Source organism: Variovorax sp. P2_H12, from assembly GCF_056403395.1.
In genome coordinates this window covers 123265-139991 of record NZ_JBFUFO010000003.1, presented here as the reverse complement: position 1 = coordinate 139991, position 16727 = coordinate 123265, and the positions used below count along the sequence as shown (strand labels likewise).

Annotated in this window: 14 protein-coding genes; 10 read left to right on the top strand and 4 right to left on the bottom strand. The window is 70.3% G+C overall.

The window, feature by feature from the left end:
• Window positions 1–26: 26 nt before the first annotated feature.
• From AC1DYK_RS03390 to AC1DYK_RS03360, 7 genes are all read left to right on the top strand, one after another.
• The gene (locus AC1DYK_RS03390; RefSeq protein WP_478164968.1) at window positions 27–1517 is read left to right on the top strand and encodes an efflux transporter outer membrane subunit; all 1491 of its coding nucleotides are present in this window, start codon (window positions 27–29) and stop codon (window positions 1515–1517) included.
• On the top strand, window positions 1514–2668 hold the full coding sequence (locus AC1DYK_RS03385; RefSeq protein WP_478164967.1) for an efflux RND transporter periplasmic adaptor subunit: 1155 nt from the start codon (window positions 1514–1516) through the stop codon (window positions 2666–2668). Before AC1DYK_RS03390 ends, AC1DYK_RS03385 begins: the two co-directional genes overlap by 4 nt.
• A gap of 13 nt (window positions 2669–2681) precedes the next feature.
• On the top strand, window positions 2682–5789 hold the full coding sequence (locus AC1DYK_RS03380) for an efflux RND transporter permease subunit (protein WP_478164966.1): 3108 nt from the start codon (window positions 2682–2684) through the stop codon (window positions 5787–5789).
• Between the two features lie 31 nt (window positions 5790–5820).
• Window positions 5821–6174: a hypothetical protein gene (locus tag AC1DYK_RS03375; RefSeq protein ID WP_478164965.1), complete on the top strand. Its 354-nt coding sequence runs from the start codon at window positions 5821–5823 to the stop codon at window positions 6172–6174.
• A 20-nt stretch (window positions 6175–6194) separates the two neighbouring features.
• Window positions 6195–6551, top strand: coding sequence for a DUF2946 family protein (locus AC1DYK_RS03370; protein WP_478164964.1), 357 nt, complete (start codon window positions 6195–6197; stop codon window positions 6549–6551).
• Window positions 6552–6652: 101 nt separating this feature from the next.
• Entirely contained in the window at window positions 6653–8977 is a 2325-nt protein-coding gene (locus AC1DYK_RS03365; protein WP_478164963.1) for a TonB-dependent receptor, read from the top strand.
• A gap of 22 nt (window positions 8978–8999) precedes the next feature.
• Window positions 9000–9884 carry a copper chaperone PCu(A)C domain-containing protein gene (locus AC1DYK_RS03360; RefSeq protein WP_478164962.1) on the top strand — a complete coding sequence of 295 codons (885 nt, stop codon included), beginning with the start codon at window positions 9000–9002 and terminating at the stop codon, window positions 9882–9884.
• A 5-nt stretch (window positions 9885–9889) separates the two neighbouring features.
• Here AC1DYK_RS03360 and AC1DYK_RS03355 read toward each other — a convergent pair whose 3' ends face one another.
• Window positions 9890–10594, bottom strand: coding sequence for a Crp/Fnr family transcriptional regulator (locus AC1DYK_RS03355; RefSeq protein WP_478164961.1), 705 nt, complete (start codon window positions 10592–10594; stop codon window positions 9890–9892).
• Between the two features lie 144 nt (window positions 10595–10738).
• Here AC1DYK_RS03355 and AC1DYK_RS03350 point away from each other — a divergent pair, with 144 nt between their 5' ends.
• Window positions 10739–11194, top strand: a complete 456-nt coding sequence (locus AC1DYK_RS03350; RefSeq protein ID WP_478164960.1) for a hypothetical protein — start codon at window positions 10739–10741, stop codon at window positions 11192–11194.
• A 46-nt stretch (window positions 11195–11240) separates the two neighbouring features.
• Here the strand turns inward: AC1DYK_RS03350 and AC1DYK_RS03345 are convergent, their stop codons facing one another.
• From AC1DYK_RS03345 to AC1DYK_RS03335, 3 genes are all read right to left on the bottom strand, one after another.
• A complete protein-coding gene (locus tag AC1DYK_RS03345) occupies window positions 11241–12752 on the bottom strand; it encodes a tripartite tricarboxylate transporter permease (protein WP_478164959.1) in 1512 nt (503 codons plus the stop codon).
• Window positions 12753–12844: 92 nt separating this feature from the next.
• Window positions 12845–13405 carry a tripartite tricarboxylate transporter TctB family protein gene (locus tag AC1DYK_RS03340; RefSeq protein WP_478164958.1) on the bottom strand — a complete coding sequence of 187 codons (561 nt, stop codon included), beginning with the start codon at window positions 13403–13405 and terminating at the stop codon, window positions 12845–12847.
• A gap of 153 nt (window positions 13406–13558) precedes the next feature.
• Complete coding sequence (locus AC1DYK_RS03335; protein ID WP_478091057.1) at window positions 13559–14518, bottom strand: Bug family tripartite tricarboxylate transporter substrate binding protein; 960 nt, start codon at window positions 14516–14518, stop codon at window positions 13559–13561.
• A 114-nt stretch (window positions 14519–14632) separates the two neighbouring features.
• On the opposite strand from AC1DYK_RS03335, the gene AC1DYK_RS03330 reads away from it, so the two are divergent.
• Window positions 14633–15313 carry a response regulator gene (locus AC1DYK_RS03330; RefSeq protein WP_478091055.1) on the top strand — a complete coding sequence of 227 codons (681 nt, stop codon included), beginning with the start codon at window positions 14633–14635 and terminating at the stop codon, window positions 15311–15313.
• A complete protein-coding gene (locus AC1DYK_RS03325) occupies window positions 15310–16725 on the top strand; it encodes a sensor histidine kinase (protein WP_478164957.1) in 1416 nt (471 codons plus the stop codon). The genes AC1DYK_RS03330 and AC1DYK_RS03325 overlap by 4 nt, the downstream gene beginning before the upstream one ends.
• The last annotated feature ends 2 nt before the right edge of the window (window positions 16726–16727 follow it).

The following is a 16727-nucleotide window of genomic DNA, read 5'->3' as shown; positions in this document are numbered from 1 at the left end:
GCACGTCACTCTTTTTTCGGAATCTCATGAGGAATTCCCGGCTCCCTGCGCTTTGCCTCGTCGCTCCCCTGCTGCTCGCCGCCTGTGCCGTCCCGCGCCCGCCCGAGCAGGTGGCCGCGCCTACGCCCGCGCAGTGGCAGACGCCCCTGCCCGCCGGCACCGCGGCCCTGCCCCACGGCGGCTCGATGCCGTCGCTGGCCGAGTGGTGGCGCCAGCTCGACGATCCGTTGCTGGTCGAACTGATCGTCGCCGCCGAGGCCGCCAGCCCGACCGTCGCCAGCGCGCAGGCGCGCATCGGCGAAGCCCGCGCCGCGCGTGTCGCGGCCGGCGCGGCGCTGGTGCCGAACCTCAACGGCTCGCTGTCGGCCAGCCGCGGCAATTCGCCGACTTCGGGCTTCTCGACCGGCGCCACCAGCGGCACCAGCACGGACATTCCGCCGATCACCACCCAGCAAGCCGGCCTGCTGTCGAGCTGGGAGATCGACCTCTTCGGCGGCCTGCGCGCCAGCCGCGACGCCAGCCAGGCGCGCTACGCGGGCGCCGACGCGCGCTGGCACGACGCGCGGGTGTCGGTGGCGGCCGAGACCGCCAACGCGTACCTGGCCGAACGGGCCTGCCGGCGCCAGCTGGTGGTGTCGACCTCCGACGCGCAGTCGCGCGCCGAGTCCGCGCGCCTGACCGAGTTGTCCGCGCAAGCCGGATTCACGGCGCCCGCCGATGCGGCGCTGGCCCGCGCCAGCGCCGCCGAGGCCGCCGGCCGCCTGACGCAGCAGCGGGCACTGTGCAGCGTCCAGCAACAGGCGCTGGTCGCGCTGACCGGCATCGAGGGAACGGTGCTGGCGCCCAAGCTGGCCGCAGCCCCGATCGACGTCACGTTGCCCGCGGTGCAGGCGGTCTACAGCGTGCCGGCCGAGGCGCTGGCGCAGCGGCCGGACGTCTACGCAGCCGAACTCGACGTCGCCGTGGCCAGCGGCGAGGCCGGCGCGGCGCTGGCCCAGCGCTTCCCGCGCCTGTCGCTCCAGGGATCGATCGCCGTGCTGAAGGTGCGCGGCGGAGGGTTCAGCGAAACCCTGGACACCTGGACCCTCGGTCCGCTGGCGCTCAACGTTCCGATCTTCGACGGCGGCACGCTGGCGGCCAACTACGACGCCGCCAAGGGCCGCTACGACGAATCCGTGGCGCTCTACCGCGCCAACGTGCGCCGCGCGGTGAGCGAGGTGGAACAGGCGCTGATCAACCTGCAGAGCACCAACGACCGCGCGGCCGACGCCGACACCGCGGTGCGCAACTACCAGATCTCCTTCGACGCCACCCAGGCCCGCTACACCACCGGCCTCGCGAGCCTGTTCGATCTCGAGGATGCGAGACGCACGCTGTTCGTCTCGCAGACCGCCCGCGTCGCGCTGCAACGCGAACGCGCTGAAGCCTGGGTCTCGCTTTACCGCGCCATGGGCGGCGGCTGGATGCGGCCCGAATCCGTCGCCACTTCGACCTCCTCCGCTCGCCCGTCGCCATGAAAAGAATGAAGCGTTCCACCCTCCTCGTCGTGCTGGCCGCCGTGCTGGTCCTGGTCGCCGGCGCCTTCTGGCTGCTGCGGGCCAAGCCGCCCGCCGCGCCCGAGAAGAAGCCCGAAGCCACCGCACGCCCCTCGCTGACCGTCACGGTCGCCAGGCCCGAAACCAGCGAACTCAGCGTCACGCTGGCGGCCAACGGCAATGTCGCGGCCTGGCAGGAGGCCAGCATCGGCTCCGAATCGAACGGCCTCAAGCTGGCCGAGGTGCGGGTCAACGTCGGCGACGTGGTAAAGAAGGGCCAGGTGCTGGCCACCTTCTCGGCCGAGTCGGTGCAGGCCGACGTGGCGCAGGCCAGGGCCTCGCTGGCCGAGGCCCGCGCCACCGCCGCCGATGCCACCGGCACCGCCGCGCGGGCCCGCACGCTGCAGGCCACCGGCGCCATGAGCCAGCAGCAGATCAACCAGTACCAGACCGCCGAGCAGACCGCCAAGGCGCGGGTCGAGGCGGCCGAGGCGGTGCTGGCTGCGCAACAGGTGCGCGGCCGCAACGCGCAGGTGCTGGCGCCCGACGACGGCGTGATCTCCGCCCGCACCGCCACCGTCGGCAGCGTCGTCAATGCCGGCACCGAGCTGTTCCGCATGGTCCGCCAGGGCCGGCTCGAATGGCGCGCCGAGGTCACTTCGTCCGAGCTCGGCCGCATCGCGGCCGGCACGCCCGCGGTGATCACCAGCGCCGGCGGCGCCCAGGTCAGCGGCAAGGTGCGCAGCGTGGCGCCGACGGTCGACCCGCAGACTCGCGCGGCGCTGGTCTACGTCGACATCCCGAACGTGCTGCAGAACACCGGACTCAAGGCCGGCATGTTCGCGCGCGGCGATTTCCAGCTCGGGCACACCAGCGCGCTGACCGTGCCGCAGGCCTCGGTGGTGCCGCGCGACGGCTTCAACTACCTGCTGCTGCTGCAACCCGACCACCGGGTCGCGCAGCTCAAGGTCGAGACCGGCCGCCGGGTCGGCGACCGGGTCGAGATCACGACCCCGCTGCCGGCCGATGCGCGTGTCGTGGTCCAGGGCGCCGGCTTCCTGAACGATGGCGACCTGGTGCGGGTGGTCGATGCGCCCGCGGCCGCCAAACCCGCCGTCGAGGCCGTCAAGTAAAGGAGCAGCGCCCATGAACGTCTCGGCCTGGTCCATCCGCAACCCGATCCCGGCGGTGATGCTGTTCGTGCTGCTCACCTTTGGTGGTCTGCTCTCGTTCAACGCGATGAAGGTGCAGAACTTCCCCGACATCGACCTGCCGACCGTCACGGTCTCGGCCGCGCTGCCGGGCGCCGCGCCCTCTCAGCTCGAGAACGACGTCGCGCGCAAGCTCGAGAACGCCATCGCCACCATCCAGGGCCTCAAGCACATCACGACCAAGGTGCAGGACGGCGCGGCGACGCTGATCGTCGAGTTCCGGCTCGAAAAGCCCGTGCAGGAGGCGGTCGACGACGTGCGCTCCGCGGTGCAGCGGGTGCGCTCCGACCTGCCGGCCGACGTGCGCGATCCGGTGGTCACCAAGCTCGACTTCGCGGCCCAGCCGGTGCTGGCCTTCACCATCGCGTCCTCGAAGATGGACGACGAGGCGCTCTCGTGGTTCGTCGACAACGACGTCACCAAGAAGCTGCTGGCGCTGCCCGGCGTCGGCGCGGTGAACCGCGTCGGCGGTGTCACGCGGCAGGTGCACGTCGACCTCGATCCGGCCAAGCTGCAGGCGCTGGGCGCCACTGCGGCCGACATCTCGCGCCAGCTGCGGCTGGTGCAGACCGAGAGCGCGGGCGGCCGCACCGATGTCGGCGGCAGCGAGCAGCCGGTGCGCACGCTGGCCACGGTGCAGTCGGCCGACCAGCTGAACGCCATGCAGATCGCGCTGCCCGACGGCCGCCGCATCCGCCTCGACGAGGTGGCCCGCATCCGCGACACCATCGCCGAGCCGCGCGCCGCCGCCCTGCTCGACGGCCGGCCGGTGGTCGGCTTCGAGGTGGCGCGCAGCCGCGGTGCCAGCGAGGTCGAGGTCGGCGCCGCGATCCAGAAGGCGCTGGCCGAGATGCGCGCGCAGCGGCCGGACATCGAGCTCACCGAGGCCTTCAACTTCGTCGCCCCGGTGGAGGAGGAATACCTGGGCTCGCTGCACCTGCTCTTCGAAGGCGCGATCCTGGCCGTGATCGTGGTGTGGCTGTTCCTGCGCGACTGGCGCGCAACCTTCGTCTCGGCAGTGGCGCTGCCGATGTCGGTCATCCCGGCCTTCATCGGCATGTACCTGCTGGGCTTCTCGATCAACGTGGTCACCTTGCTGGCACTGTCGCTGGTGGTCGGCATCCTGGTCGACGATGCGATCGTCGAGGTCGAGAACATCGTGCGCCACCTGCGCATGGGCAAGTCGCCCTACCAGGCGGCGATGGAAGCGGCCGACGAGATCGGGCTGGCCGTGATCGCCACCACCTTCACGCTGATCGCGGTGTTCCTGCCCACCGCCTTCATGAGCGGCATTGCGGGCAAGTTCTTCAAGCAGTTCGGCTGGACCGCCTCGCTCGCGGTCTTCGCCTCGCTGGTGGTGGCGCGGGTGCTCACGCCGATGATGGCGGCCTACATCCTCAAGCCGATCGTCACCGCCGAGCGGGAACCGCGCTGGCTCTCGGCCTACATGCGAATGGTCGAATGGAGCATGCGGCACCGCTTCACGACGATGGTGCTGGCCACGCTCTTCTTCTTCGGCTCGCTGGCGATGATCCCGCTGCTCAAGACCGGCTTCATCCCGCCCGACGACAACTCGCAGACCCAGGTCTACCTCTCGCTGGCGCCCGGCGCCACGCTGGCCCAGACCACCGCGGCGGCCGAGGAAACGCGCCGCCGCGTGATGGCGATCGACCACGTGCGCAGCGTGTACATCACGGTCGGCGGCGGCAGCGCGGGCGGCGACCCGTTCGCCAACTTCGGCACGCCCGAAACGCGCAAGGCGACGCTCACGATCCAGCTCGACCCGCGCGGCGACCGGCCGCGCAAGCAGGTGATCGAGAACCAGATCCGCGCCGCGCTCGAAACGCTGCCCGGCGTGCGCAGCACGGTCGGCCTCGGCGGCTCGGGCGAGAAGTACATCCTGGCGCTGAGCGGCGACGACGCGGCCGCGCTGACCACTGCGGCCCGCGCCGTGGAGCGCGACCTGCGCACCATCCCGGGACTGGGGAACATCACCTCGACCGCGAGCCTGATCCGGCCCGAGATCGCGGTGCGGCCCGACTTCGCGCGCGCCGCCGACCTCGGCGTGACGAGCTCCGCGATCGCCGAGACGCTGCGCGTCGCCACCCTCGGCGACTACGACCAGAACCTGCCCAAGCTCAACCTGGCGCAGCGCCAGGTGCCGATCGTGGTCAAGCTGGAGGATTCGGCACGCCAGAACCTCGCGCTGCTCGAACGCCTGGCCGTACCCGGCGCGCGCGGCCCCGTGATGCTGGGCCAGGTGGCCGCGCTCACGGTCGAGGGCGGCCCGGCCGTGATCGACCGCTACGACCGTTCGCGCAATGTCAACTTCGAGATCGAGCTGTCGGGCGTCGGCTTGGGCGACGCCAAGGACGCGGCGATGAAGCTGCCCTCGATCCGCAGCCTGCCGCCCGGCGTGCGGGTGGCCGAGGTCGGCGACGCCGAGGTCATGACCGAGCTGTTCGCGAGCTTCGGGCTGGCGATGCTGACCGGCGTGCTGTGCATCTACATCGTGCTGGTGCTGCTGTTCAAGGACTTCCTGCATCCGATCACGATCCTGTGCGCGCTGCCGCTGGCACTCGGCGGGGCCTTCGTCGGCCTGCTGATCGGCCAGAAGGCGCTGTCGATGCCCTCGCTGATCGGGCTCATCATGCTGATGGGCATTGCGACCAAGAACTCGATCCTGCTGGTGGAGTACGCGATCGTGGCGCGCCGCGAGCACGGCCTCTCGCGCTGGGAGGCGCTGCGCGACGCCTGCCACAAGCGGGCCCGGCCGATCATCATGACCACCCTGGCGATGGGCGCCGGCATGCTGCCGATCGCGGTCGGGTTGGGTGTGGCCGACTCGAGCTTCCGCTCGCCGATGGCGATGGCGGTGATCGGCGGACTGATCACCTCCACCGTGCTGAGCCTGCTGGTGGTGCCGGCGGTGTTCACCTATGTCGACGACGTCGAGGGCTGGATCCGGCGCACCGGGCGGCGCCTGCGCGGCAAGCCGGCGGCGCCCGAGGCGAAGCCGGACGCGGTGCACGGCGCGGGATAGACTCTGAACCGTCCACCGTCGGAGCCGCACCATGACTCGAACCGTTTTCCGTGCCGCCATGTGCGGCGCGTTGCTGGCCACCGCGCTCGGCGCCGCCGCCCAGGCGCCGGCCGATCTGCAGCAGGCCCAGGAGCGCCATGAGCGCCAGTTGGCCGTGTGCAACAGCGGCAAGCTGGCGGCGCCCGAGCGCGAGGCCTGCGTGCGCGATGCCGGTGCCGCGCTGGACCGCGCGCGCGGCGGGCCGCCGGCCAACGTCACGACGCGCACGCCCGACCGCCGTGCCACGGTGGTCACGCCGGCCGGCGAGCCGGTGCCGGGCGCGACCGAGACGGTGCGCTCGCAACGCTCGACCACCGTGGTGCCGGTCGACCCGCCGTCGCGCTGAGAACCCGCATAATCGCGCCCATGCCCGCCCTTCGCCGCGCCCGCCTTCTCGCCAGCTTCGTGCTGGCCTGGTTCGCGCTGTCGCTGGGCGTCGCGGCGGCCTCCCCGCTGGTGCAGCCGAAGCCCATGGAAATCGTCTGCTCGGCCGCCGGCGCCTCCATGCTGGTGGTGCTGACCGACGACGGCGCCCAAGCGCCCGCCACCGGCCACCTCGACTGCCCGCTGTGCCTGCCGGCCGGCGCACCGCCGCCGGCCCTGCCGCTGGCCGCGCTGCCGGCGATCCAGCCCCTGGGCCATGCGCTCCAGTCGATTCCGGCCGCGCGTATCGCCGCGGCCACCGCGTCGCCTCTGCCGGCGCGCGGCCCCCCACTCTCCTGAGCTTGCTTCAGACCTGATGCACGAGGCGCCCTGGCGGGTGCTTCGCTGCGCTTTTCCAGCAATGCACCGGCACCGAATGAGGTGCCGAGGGGATTCTTCCAATGAACAAGACCATGCTGTCGCTCGCATTGAGCGCTGCATTCCCATGGTGGGCCCTTCCCGCCTCGGCACAGGACTCGCAGAGCGCGCGCCCGGCCGACGAGGCCCCCGAGCGCACGCGCTCGCTCGGCGTCGTCACCGTGACCGGCGGCCAGCCGACCTCGCTGCCGACCCAGATTCCGACCACCATCGAAGGGGTGACGCGCGAGGAGATCGAGACCCGCATCAATGCCACCGACAGCGAGGACGCGCTCAAGTACCTGCCCAGCCTGCTGGTGCGCAAGCGCTACATCGGCGACTACAACCACGCGATCCTGTCCACCCGCGCCTCCGGCACCGGCAACAGCGCGCGCTCGGCGGTCTATGCCGACGGCATCCTGTTGTCGAACTACCTCGGCAACGGCATCGCCAACGGCACCAACTACGCGCCGCGCTGGGGCCTGGTGACGCCCGAGGAGATCGAGCGCGTCGACGTGATGTACGGCCCCTTCTCCGCCGCCTACCCGGGCAACTCGGCCGGCGCGGTGGTCGACTACGTGACGCGCATGCCCTCGCAGCTCGAGGCGCACGTCAAGATGGGCTACCAGTCGCAGCCCAACGACCTGTACAACACCCACAGGACCTTCAACAGCTGGCAGACCAGCGCCTCGCTCGGCAGCCGCAGCGGCGACTGGGCATGGTTCATCGACGTGAGCCGGGGCGACAGCCAAAGCCAGCCGCTGACCTTCACGACCGCGACGCTGGCTTCGGGCACGCCCGGGCGCGCCGGCACCCCCGTGGTCGGCTTCGTGCCGGGCCTCAACACCACCAACACGCCCTGGTACATCCTGGGCTCCGGCACCCAGTACCACGCCGTGCAGGACCACGCGAAGCTCAAGCTGGCCTACGACTTCTCGCCCACGGTGACCGCCACCTACACGCTGGGCTGGTGGCAGAACAGTTCGGAGGGCCGGCCCGAGAGCTACCTGAGCAATGCCGCCGGGCAGCCGGTCTACAGCGGACCGATCAACATCCTCGGGCGCAGCTTCACGCTGGCTCCGACCGCCTTTCCGCTCACCAACGACGCGCAGACGCACTACATGCACGGCCTCTCGGTCAAGAGCCATACCCAGGGCGAATGGGACTGGGAGGTCGCCGCCAGCCTCTACGACTATTCGAAGGACCAGCAGCGCGCGCCCACGGTGGCGCTGCCGCTGGCGGCCTTCGGCGGTGCCGGGACCCTGCAGGACCAGGGCGGCGCCACGGGCTGGAACACGCTCGCGGCCAGGGGGACCTGGCGGCCGCAGGGGATCGCCGGGGCGCACATCGTCGACTTCGGTGTCGAGCGCGATGCCTACAAGCTCGGCATCCTGAAGACCAACGCGATCGGCAATTGGCTCACCGGGCCCTCGGGCACGCGGGTCAGCCATGTGGGCGGCAACACCGAGACCGTCGCCGCATGGGCACAGGACAGCTGGTCGTTCGCTCCGCAATGGAAGGCCGTGCTGGGCCTTCGCCTGGAAGACTGGCAAGCCAGCAACGGCTTCACCTCCACCGCGACGAACACCTTGACCTACGCGTCGCGCAGCGAATCGGATGCATCCCCTAAGGCCGCGCTGGCCTACCAGCTGACGAAGGACACCGTGCTCAAGGGCTCGCTGGGCCGTGCCGTGCGCTATCCGACCGTGGGCGAGTTGTACGGCGCGACCACCGGCGGCGCGCTGTCCTTCATCAACGACCCGTTCCTCCAACCGGAGAAGTCCTGGACCAGCGAACTCACGGCCGAGAAAGACCTCGGCAACGGCCTGGCCCGCGCCACGCTGTTCCACGAGACCACGCAGGACGCGCTCTACAACCAGCTCATCCCGAACACCAGCATCTCGCGTGTGCAGAACATCGAGAAGGTCCGCACCACCGGCGTCGAGCTTTCCTACAGCGGGCAGGATGTGTGGATGCGCGGGCTCGACATGGGAGCGAGCCTCACCTATGCCAACTCGAAGATCGTGGAGAACCCGCTGTTCCCGGCCAGCGTCGGCAAATGGCAGCCCCGGGTCCCGCAGTGGCGCTCCACGGTCTACGCCACCTACAAGCCCGATGCCCACTGGGCCTTCACGGCGGCAGCGCGCTACAGCGGCCGGCAGTACTCGACGCTCGACAACAGCGACGTCAACGGCTTTGCCTATTTCGGCGCCAGCAAGTACTTCACGGTCGACCTGCGCGTGCGCTATCAGATCGACCGGCAGTGGTCGGCCGCCTTCGGAATCGACAATGCCAACAACTACCAGTACTGGAACTTCCACCCCTACCCGCAGCGCACCTACAGCGCCGAGCTGCGCTTCGACCTTTGACCCCCGACCCAAGGAGACTTCGATGACCGTTCCCTTCGCCACCCGATCGCTCGCCGCCTGCGCGGCCCTCTTCAGCGCGGCCGCCCTGGCCCACGTCAGCCTGCCCGCCGGCGGTGCCGCCGCCGGCAGCGAGTACGACGCGGCCTTCCGCGTCGGCCATGCCTGCACCGACGCCAAGACGACCACCGGCCTGCGGGTCCAGCTGCCCCAAGGCTTCACGCTGGTCCAGGCGCAGCCGCGCACCGGCTGGACGCTCACCGCCACGCCGCGCGAGGTGGCCTGGAAAGCCGACTCCGCACAAACCGCCCTGCCCGGCGCCGAGCGCGCCGAGTTCATCGTGCGCGGCAAGCTGACCGACACGCCCGGCCCGCTCTACTTCAAGGTGCTGCAGAGCTGTGACGTCGGCAGCGCCGACTGGGCCCAGCTGCCGGTGGCCGGCTCGAGCGCGAAGCTGGCCCTGCCCGCAGCCCGCCTCGACGTGCTGCCGGCGGGGGTCGCGGCGGTCGATGTGCGCGATGCCTGGGTGCGCCAGACCGTGCCCGGCCAGAGCGGCACCGGCGCCTTCATGAAGCTCACCGCGCCGTCGGGCGCCCGGCTGGTGGGCATCTCCACGCCGGTCGCCGGCGTGGCCGAGGTGCACGAGATGAAGATGGAGGGCGACACGATGAGAATGCGCGAGGTCCCGGGCGGCCTCGCGCTGCCGGCACGGGAGACCGTCGAACTCAAGCCGAGCGGCCTGCATGTGATGCTGATGGACCTGAAGCAACCGATCGCCAAGGGCAGCACCATCCCGCTCACCTTGCGTTTCGAGGACGCCAAGGGCGCCAGGAGTTCGCTCAGGGTGGTCGTCCCGGTCGGCGCGCCAGCCGGCAGCGCAACCGAATCGCACGGCCACACGCACAACTGACCGGTTCAGGCGAAGCCCCGCACCTCCGCGACCAGCGCGGCCAGCCGCGCCACATCCGGCACCACCAGCGCCTTGCCGTCCTTGGCGAGCAGCCCTTCGCGGCGCAGCGCGTTGAGCTCCCGCGTCACCTGTTCGCGGTTGGTGCCGATCCGGCTGGCCAGGTCGGCATGGGTCGGCGCCGGCTCCAGCCGCCCCCTGTTGTCGATGACGCCGGCCAGCCGCGCCAGTCGCAGCAGTTCGGCGTGCACGCGGTTCTGCACCCCGAGCGTGCTCAGGTCGATGACCCGCTCCGACAGCTGCCGCACCAGCGCCGCCAGGCCGCGCATCACGCGCTCGGCGACCACCGGCTCGTCGCGCAGCAGGCCCAGGAATGCACCCCGGTCCAGGCGGGCGACCACGGTGGGCGTGAGCGTGACGACGTCGGCCGATCGCGGCTGGCCGTCGATGGCGGCGATGTCGCCGAAATGCTCGCCCTCCTGCGGGTCACGAAAAGTGACCTGCCGGCCGTTGGCCGAGTACGAGGTCACCCGCAGTGCGCCGGAGACGAGGAAGTAGACATCGCTGTTGCGCTCCGAGCGCAGCAGCACCGGCGTCCCGGCCGGCAGGCTCTTCCAGTGGCAGTGCTGCGCGAGCCGGTCCAGCCGCTCGGCCGACAGCCCTTCCAGCAGCGCGATCTGCTGCAAGCCGAGACTGGAACGTTGGAGCGTCATGGCAGACCTCCCCGGAGATGTCGGATCGATTGCGAAAAGCCGTGCGCAAACGCACAGCGTGACAGGCGCCGGATCGTCACAGTTGCGTCCTGTGATGACCGCGATATCCGTGGCCGCACATCCAAGCCTTCAGGAGATTTCATCATGAATGCCAAGCAACTTCTCGGTGTCTGCGCATTGGCACTGGCGAGCGCCACGGCCTTTGCCCAGACCGTCCCCGCCGAGCAGTGGGTCGGCACGCCGATCGCCACCGCGGGCAGCGCCTCCAGCCGCTCGGCCGTGACGGCCGACTACGCGGCCAGCCGGTCGATGGCCAGCGCGCCGTCGGAGTTGCGCGTCGGCCCCGCCGACACGGCGCCGGGCGCGATGAGCCGGGCCGAAGTCAGCGCCGACCTGAGCCTCTGGATCAAGTCCGGCATGAGCCAGGTCGCCAACCAGGAGAGTTACGACCCGTCGAGCGGGGCGTACCGCGCGCAACTGGCGGCTTACCAGCGCATGCGCAACGGCCCGGAGTTCGTGGCCGAGGTACAGCGCCGCAAGGGCGCCAGCACACCGATGGCCACCACCGCGAAGTACGGCTCGGGAGCCGAAGAGAACTGAGCCTGCGCGCTCGTCCGTTCTTGCGTGCCGTCTCGCGTCGCCGCCGTCAAAGAGCGGCGGCGGCGCGCCGTTCGGCGATGCGCTTGGCAACGCGCGGCAGGATCATCACGGACAGCACGATGATCACCAGCACGATCGACATCGGGCGCTGGAAGAACACCGCCGCACTGCCCTCGCCGATCGACATCGCGTTGCGCAGTTGCGCTTCCGCCAGCGGGCCGAGGATCATGCCGACCACCACGGGGGCGGTCGGAAAATCGAAGCGCCGCATGACGACGCCCAGCACGCCGATGGCGTAGAGCAGCACCAGGTCGAAGGCGCTCTGGCGCATGCCGTAGGCACCCACCGTCGCGAAGATCAGGATGCCCGCATAGAGCTGGGGCTTCGGGATCTTGAGCAGCTTGACCCACAGGCCCACCATCGGCAGGTTCAGCACGAGCAGCATCACGTTGCCGATGTAGAGCGACGCGATCAGTGCCCACACCAGCGCGGCCGAGGTCGTGAACAGCTGCGGTCCGGGCTGGATGCCGTAGTTCTGAAACGCGCCGAGCAGGATCGCGGTGGTGTTCGAGGTCGGGATGCCCAGCGTCAGCAACGGGATCAGCGCCGCGGTCACGGTCGCGTTGTTGGCGGCCTCGGGGCCGGCAACGCCCTCGATCGCACCCTTGGTGCCGAACTCGGCCTTGGCGTCCGCGTCCTTGGCCAGCTTCTTTTCGGTGGCGTAGCTCAGGAAGGTCGGAATCTCCGTGCCGCCGGCCGGGATGCAGCCGAACGGGGTGCCGATGGCGGTGCCGCGCAGCCAGGCCGGGATCGAGCGTTTCCAGTCGCGCGCCGTCATGTGGACGCGGCTCAGCTTGTTCTGCCCTTCGACCACCTTGCCCTCGTAGAGCACCGCATAGAGCACCTCGGCCACTGCGAAAAGGCCCACCGCGACCAGCACGATCTCGATGCCGTCGAGCAGCTCGGGGACGCCGCCGGTGTAGCGGCCTTGCCCCGAGATCTGGTCAAGGCCGATGCAGCCGGCCGCCAGGCCGATGAACAGCGCCGTCATGCCGCGCAGGGTGCTCTTGCCGAGCACCGCGCTGACCGTGGTGAAGGCCAGCAGCATGAGCAGGAAATACTCGGGCGGGCCCAGCTTGACCGCGAATTCGGCAACGAAGGGCGCGAACAGCGTGACGACCACGGTGGCGATGGTGCCGGCCACGAAGGAGCCGATCGCGGCCGTCGCGAGCGCCGCGCCCGCGCGCCCGCTCTTGGCCATCTTGTTGCCCTCCATCGCGGTCACCATGCTGGCGGTCTCGCCGGGCGTGTTGAGCAGGATGGAGGTGGTCGAGCCGCCGTACATGGCGCCGTAGTAGATGCCCGAGAAGAAGATCATCGAGGCCGTGACGTCGACCTTGCCGGTGATCGGCAGCAGCATCGCCACCGCCACCGCCGGACCGATGCCGGGCAGCACGCCGACCGCCGTGCCCAGGGCGCAGCCCACCAGGCACCAGAGAAGATTCGCGGGCGTGATCGCCAGCGCGAAACCGTGCATCAATGCGTTGAAGATTTCCATGTCAGGCCTCCCGCCGGGCCGCCCCAAGGGAGGCCTGCGCCCCCTCGGGGGGCAGCGAATACACGAAGTGATGAGCGTGGGGGTTTGTCATGTCAGAGCCACCCGGTGCTGGTGAGACCCGGCAGATTGATCGCCAGGAACTGCGTGAACATCCAGAACACCGGCGCCGCGATCAGTGCGCCGGTCACGAGGTCGATGAGCCAGGTGCGCGGCGCATTGACGCCGCCCTGCCCGCTGGCGCGGCGCAGGCCCTGCACCGCGAGCACGTAGCACAGCGTGCAGCTCAGGATGAAGCCGATCGAGGTGATCAGTGCGGCGTTCAACAAAAGGCCCGCCGACACCCACGCGAAACCTGCCCAGTACGAGCGGACCGCGCCCGAAGGCGCATCCATCTCGCGAAAACCGCCGGTGCGCGCCTCCCAGATGATCCAGCCGCCGCACACCGTCAGCGCGATCGAGACCAGCCAGGGCAGGAAATTGGGGCCGACGCCGCCGTAGCCGGCCTCGGAGGAAATGCCGATGGCGCCGAAGGCGAGGGCCAGGCCGGTGATGAGCACGCCGACACCGACCAGTGTCTGCGGCCAGATCGCCGGCGGCTCGGACGGGGAAGCGTGCAACACGTGCGCGCCCAAAAGAGGGTCAATGTTGGACATTGTTCTGGACCTCGGGTGTCAATCAAAAAAAAGAGCACGCCGCCCTGTGTTCTTTCATCGGCGCGCATCAGGCCGGCGCCGGGCCGCCCCAAGGCGGCCCGCGGCCCCCTCGGGGGGCAGCGACCACACGAAGTGACGGAGCGTGGGGGCTCGTCAGACCATGCCGGACTTGACCATGGTGGCGCGCAGGCTCGCGAACTCGTCGTCGACGAACTTGGCGAAGGCCTCGCCGGACAGCACCGCGGGCGTCCAGTCGTTCTTCTTCAGGGCTTCGCCCCAGGCCGGCGTCTTGAGCGCCGCCAGCACCATGTCGGTCAGCGCCTTGCGCTGCTCGGGCGTGATCCCGGGCGCGCCATAGACGCCGCGCCAGTTGCCGATCTCGACGTCGATGCCCTGCTCCTTGAGCGTCGGCACGTTGATGCCCGGCAGGCGCTGCGCCGAGGTGACCGCGATCGCGCGCATCTTGCCGGCGTTGATGTATTCGGCGAATTCGCTGAAGCCGCTGCCGCCGACCGTGACGTTGCCGCCCAGGATCGCCGCCGTGGCCTCGCCGCCGCCCCGGAACGCGACGTAGTTGATCTTGGACGGATCGACGCCGACCTTCGACGCGATCATCGCGGCCGCGATGTGCTCGGTGGAGCCGCGCGAGCCGCCGCCCCACTTGACGCTGCCCGGGTCCTTCTTGAGTTGCTCGATCACGTCCTTCATGGTCTTGAGCGGCGAACTCGCGGGCAGCACGAAGACGTTGTACTCGCTCGTGATGCGGGCGATCGGCGTGGCCTGCGACAGGCTCACCGGCGGCTTGCCGGTGATGATGCCGCCGAGCATCACGGCGCCCATGATCATCATCGCGTTCGGGTCACCCTTGGAGCCGTTGACGAACTGGGCCAAGCCCAGCGCGCCGGCCGCGCCGCCCTTGTTGTCGTAGGTCACCGTGTCCGCCAGCTTGCCGTCGGTCAGCGCCTTGCCCAGCGCCCGCCCGGTGGTGTCCCAGCCGCCGCCCGGATTGGCGGGGATCATCATCTTGACGTTGGCGGCGGCCCAGGCCGACAACGGCAGGGCTCCGGTGGCGGCCAGGGCGGCCAGTGACTTCAGGAAGGTATCGCGACGCATGCATGTCTCCTTGGATGTATGGGCAAGCTGAGAGGAAGCTGACGCCGCTATGATGCGCCGCCCCGCTGTCAGTTGGCTGTCCGCGGCACTGGGGTAAACACCGAAAATCGCGGAATGAAGCTGCTGCTAATCGAAGACGATCCGTCGATGCAAACCACCCTGCAGCGCACGCTCGGACGCCGCCAGATCGACGTGCGCATCTGCGGCGACGGCGCCCGCGCGCTGGCGCAATGGCAGGAACTCGAGCCCGACGTGGTCGCGCTCGACCTGAGCCTGCCCGGGCTCGACGGCCTGCAGGTGCTGGCCCAGGCCCGCGCGGCCGGGCTGCGCACGCCGGTGCTGCTGCTGACCGCCCGCGGCACCGTGGGTGACCGCATCGTCGGCCTGAACGCCGGGGCCGACGACTACCTGCCCAAGCCCTTCGACCTCGACGAACTCGAAGCCCGCATCCGGGCCCTGAACCGCCGCCACCAAGGCGCCGGCGCCGACTCGCCGGCGCGCCTACCGGAAGTCGGCGGCCTGCGCTACGAACCCGACAGCGGCGCGATCTACCATCGCGCCGAGGTGCTCGAACTCACGCCGCGAGAGCTGGCGCTGCTCAAGGCGCTGATGGTCAAGCCCGGCCACGCGGTCAGCAAGGAGCGCCTGTTCGAACTGGTGTTTCCGGGCGAGGCGGACGTGCAGTACGAGGCGGTCGAAGTCGTGGTGTATCGCCTGCGCAAGAAGCTGGCCGCCACCGGCGCCACCCTGATGACGCTGCGCGGGCTGGGCTACCTGCTGCGCGAAGAGACATGATGCGGGCGGCCTCGCTGCGCGCCAGGCTGCTGCTGGGCATCCTGGCGCCGATCGCGCTGTTCATCGTGATCAACAGCGTGAGCCTCTATCGCCAGAGCCTGGCGGCCGCGACCACCGCCTACGACCGCACCCTGCTGGCCTCCGCCAAGACCATCGGCGAACAGCTCGACGTCGAAGGCTACGACCAGGCCGCCTCGCTGCGGGCCATCGTGCCCTACTCCGCGCTCGAGGCCTTCGAAGCCGACAACCAGAGCCGCATGTACTACCGCGTCTCCGGGCTCGACGGCGAGATGGTCTCGGGCTTCGCGGAACTTCCGTTCTGGCGCGGCAAGCTGCCCGACCGGCCGCCCTACGCGGCGCTGGTCGATTTCTACGACGCCGAGTTTCGCAGCATGCCGGTGCGCGTGGCGGTGCTGCTGCAGCCGGTCGCCAGCGCCCGCGGGCGCGGCATGGCCGTGGTGCAGGTGGCCGAGACGCTGGAGCTGCGCGAGACCCTGGCGCGCAAGCTGCTGCTCGACACGCTGTGGCGGCAGTTGGTGCTGCTGGGCGTGATTGCCGCGGTCACCGTCGTCGTGGTGCAGCGCGCCACCCGTCCGGTGCGGGCGCTCGGCGAGACGATCCAGGCCCGCGCCGCCGACGACCTCTCGCCGATCGAGGCGCCTGACGCGCCGCGCGAACTGCGGCCGCTGATCGATGCCACCACCCAGGTCATGGGCCGCCTGCAGCGCCTGCTGGACCATCAGAAACGCTTCGTGCGCGACAGCGCCCACCAGTTGCGCACGCCGCTCGCGGTGCTCAAGGCACAGGTGCAGTCGGCACGCCGCGGCGACGTGCCGCCCGACCAGGCGCTGGGCGAAATCAGCGAGACCGTGGAACGCGCCACCGCGCTCGCCAACCAGATGCTCTCGCTGGCCAAGGTCGAGCAGCTGCGCCAGCAGCCGGAGTCGGTCACCCTGGACCTCGGCGAGGCCGTGCGCGAGGTCGCACTCGACCTGTCGCCGCTGGTCGCGGACAAGGCGCTCGATTTCGAGCTCTGCACGGATCCGGCGCCGGTGCCGGTGCGCGCCCACCGCTGGATGCTGCAGGAGCTCGCGCGCAACCTGCTGCACAACGCGATCAAGCACAGCCCGCGCGGCGCCGCGCTGACGGTGAAGGTGCATGCCGAAGGCGACACGGCGCTGCTGGTGGTGAGCGACCACGGCCGGGGCATCTCCGACGAGCTGCGGCAGCGGCTGTTCGCGCCCTTCGCGGCCGGCGACGTCGCCAGCGGCTCCGGCCTCGGGCTGGCGATCTGCCGCGAGATCGTGCTGGCGCTGGGCGGCCGCATCGCGCTGGAGAACCGGACAGCCGACGGACGGACCGTCGGGCTCGATGCAGTCGTGCGATTCCCGCAGGCGCGCGACAATCGCTGACA

Bases quoted from the DNA above. Each gene is read 5' to 3' on its own strand.
- AC1DYK_RS03360 (WP_478164962.1), top strand. From the start codon at position 9,000: ATGACCGTTCCCTTCGCCACCCGATCGCTCGCCGCCTGCGCGGCCCTC.
- AC1DYK_RS03355 (WP_478164961.1), bottom strand. From the start codon at position 10,594: ATGACGCTCCAACGTTCCAGTCTCGGCTTGCAGCAGATCGCGCTGCTG.
- AC1DYK_RS03365 (WP_478164963.1), top strand. From the start codon at position 6,653: ATGAACAAGACCATGCTGTCGCTCGCATTGAGCGCTGCATTCCCATGG.
- AC1DYK_RS03380 (WP_478164966.1), top strand. From the start codon at position 2,682: ATGAACGTCTCGGCCTGGTCCATCCGCAACCCGATCCCGGCGGTGATG.
- AC1DYK_RS03370 (WP_478164964.1), top strand. From the start codon at position 6,195: ATGCCCGCCCTTCGCCGCGCCCGCCTTCTCGCCAGCTTCGTGCTGGCC.
- AC1DYK_RS03340 (WP_478164958.1), bottom strand. From the start codon at position 13,405: ATGTCCAACATTGACCCTCTTTTGGGCGCGCACGTGTTGCACGCTTCC.
- AC1DYK_RS03350 (WP_478164960.1), top strand. From the start codon at position 10,739: ATGAATGCCAAGCAACTTCTCGGTGTCTGCGCATTGGCACTGGCGAGC.
- AC1DYK_RS03375 (WP_478164965.1), top strand. From the start codon at position 5,821: ATGACTCGAACCGTTTTCCGTGCCGCCATGTGCGGCGCGTTGCTGGCC.
- AC1DYK_RS03390 (WP_478164968.1), top strand. From the start codon at position 27: ATGAGGAATTCCCGGCTCCCTGCGCTTTGCCTCGTCGCTCCCCTGCTG.
- AC1DYK_RS03325 (WP_478164957.1), top strand. From the start codon at position 15,310: ATGATGCGGGCGGCCTCGCTGCGCGCCAGGCTGCTGCTGGGCATCCTG.
- AC1DYK_RS03335 (WP_478091057.1), bottom strand. From the start codon at position 14,518: ATGCGTCGCGATACCTTCCTGAAGTCACTGGCCGCCCTGGCCGCCACC.
- AC1DYK_RS03385 (WP_478164967.1), top strand. From the start codon at position 1,514: ATGAAAAGAATGAAGCGTTCCACCCTCCTCGTCGTGCTGGCCGCCGTG.
- AC1DYK_RS03330 (WP_478091055.1), top strand. From the start codon at position 14,633: ATGAAGCTGCTGCTAATCGAAGACGATCCGTCGATGCAAACCACCCTG.
- AC1DYK_RS03345 (WP_478164959.1), bottom strand. From the start codon at position 12,752: ATGGAAATCTTCAACGCATTGATGCACGGTTTCGCGCTGGCGATCACG.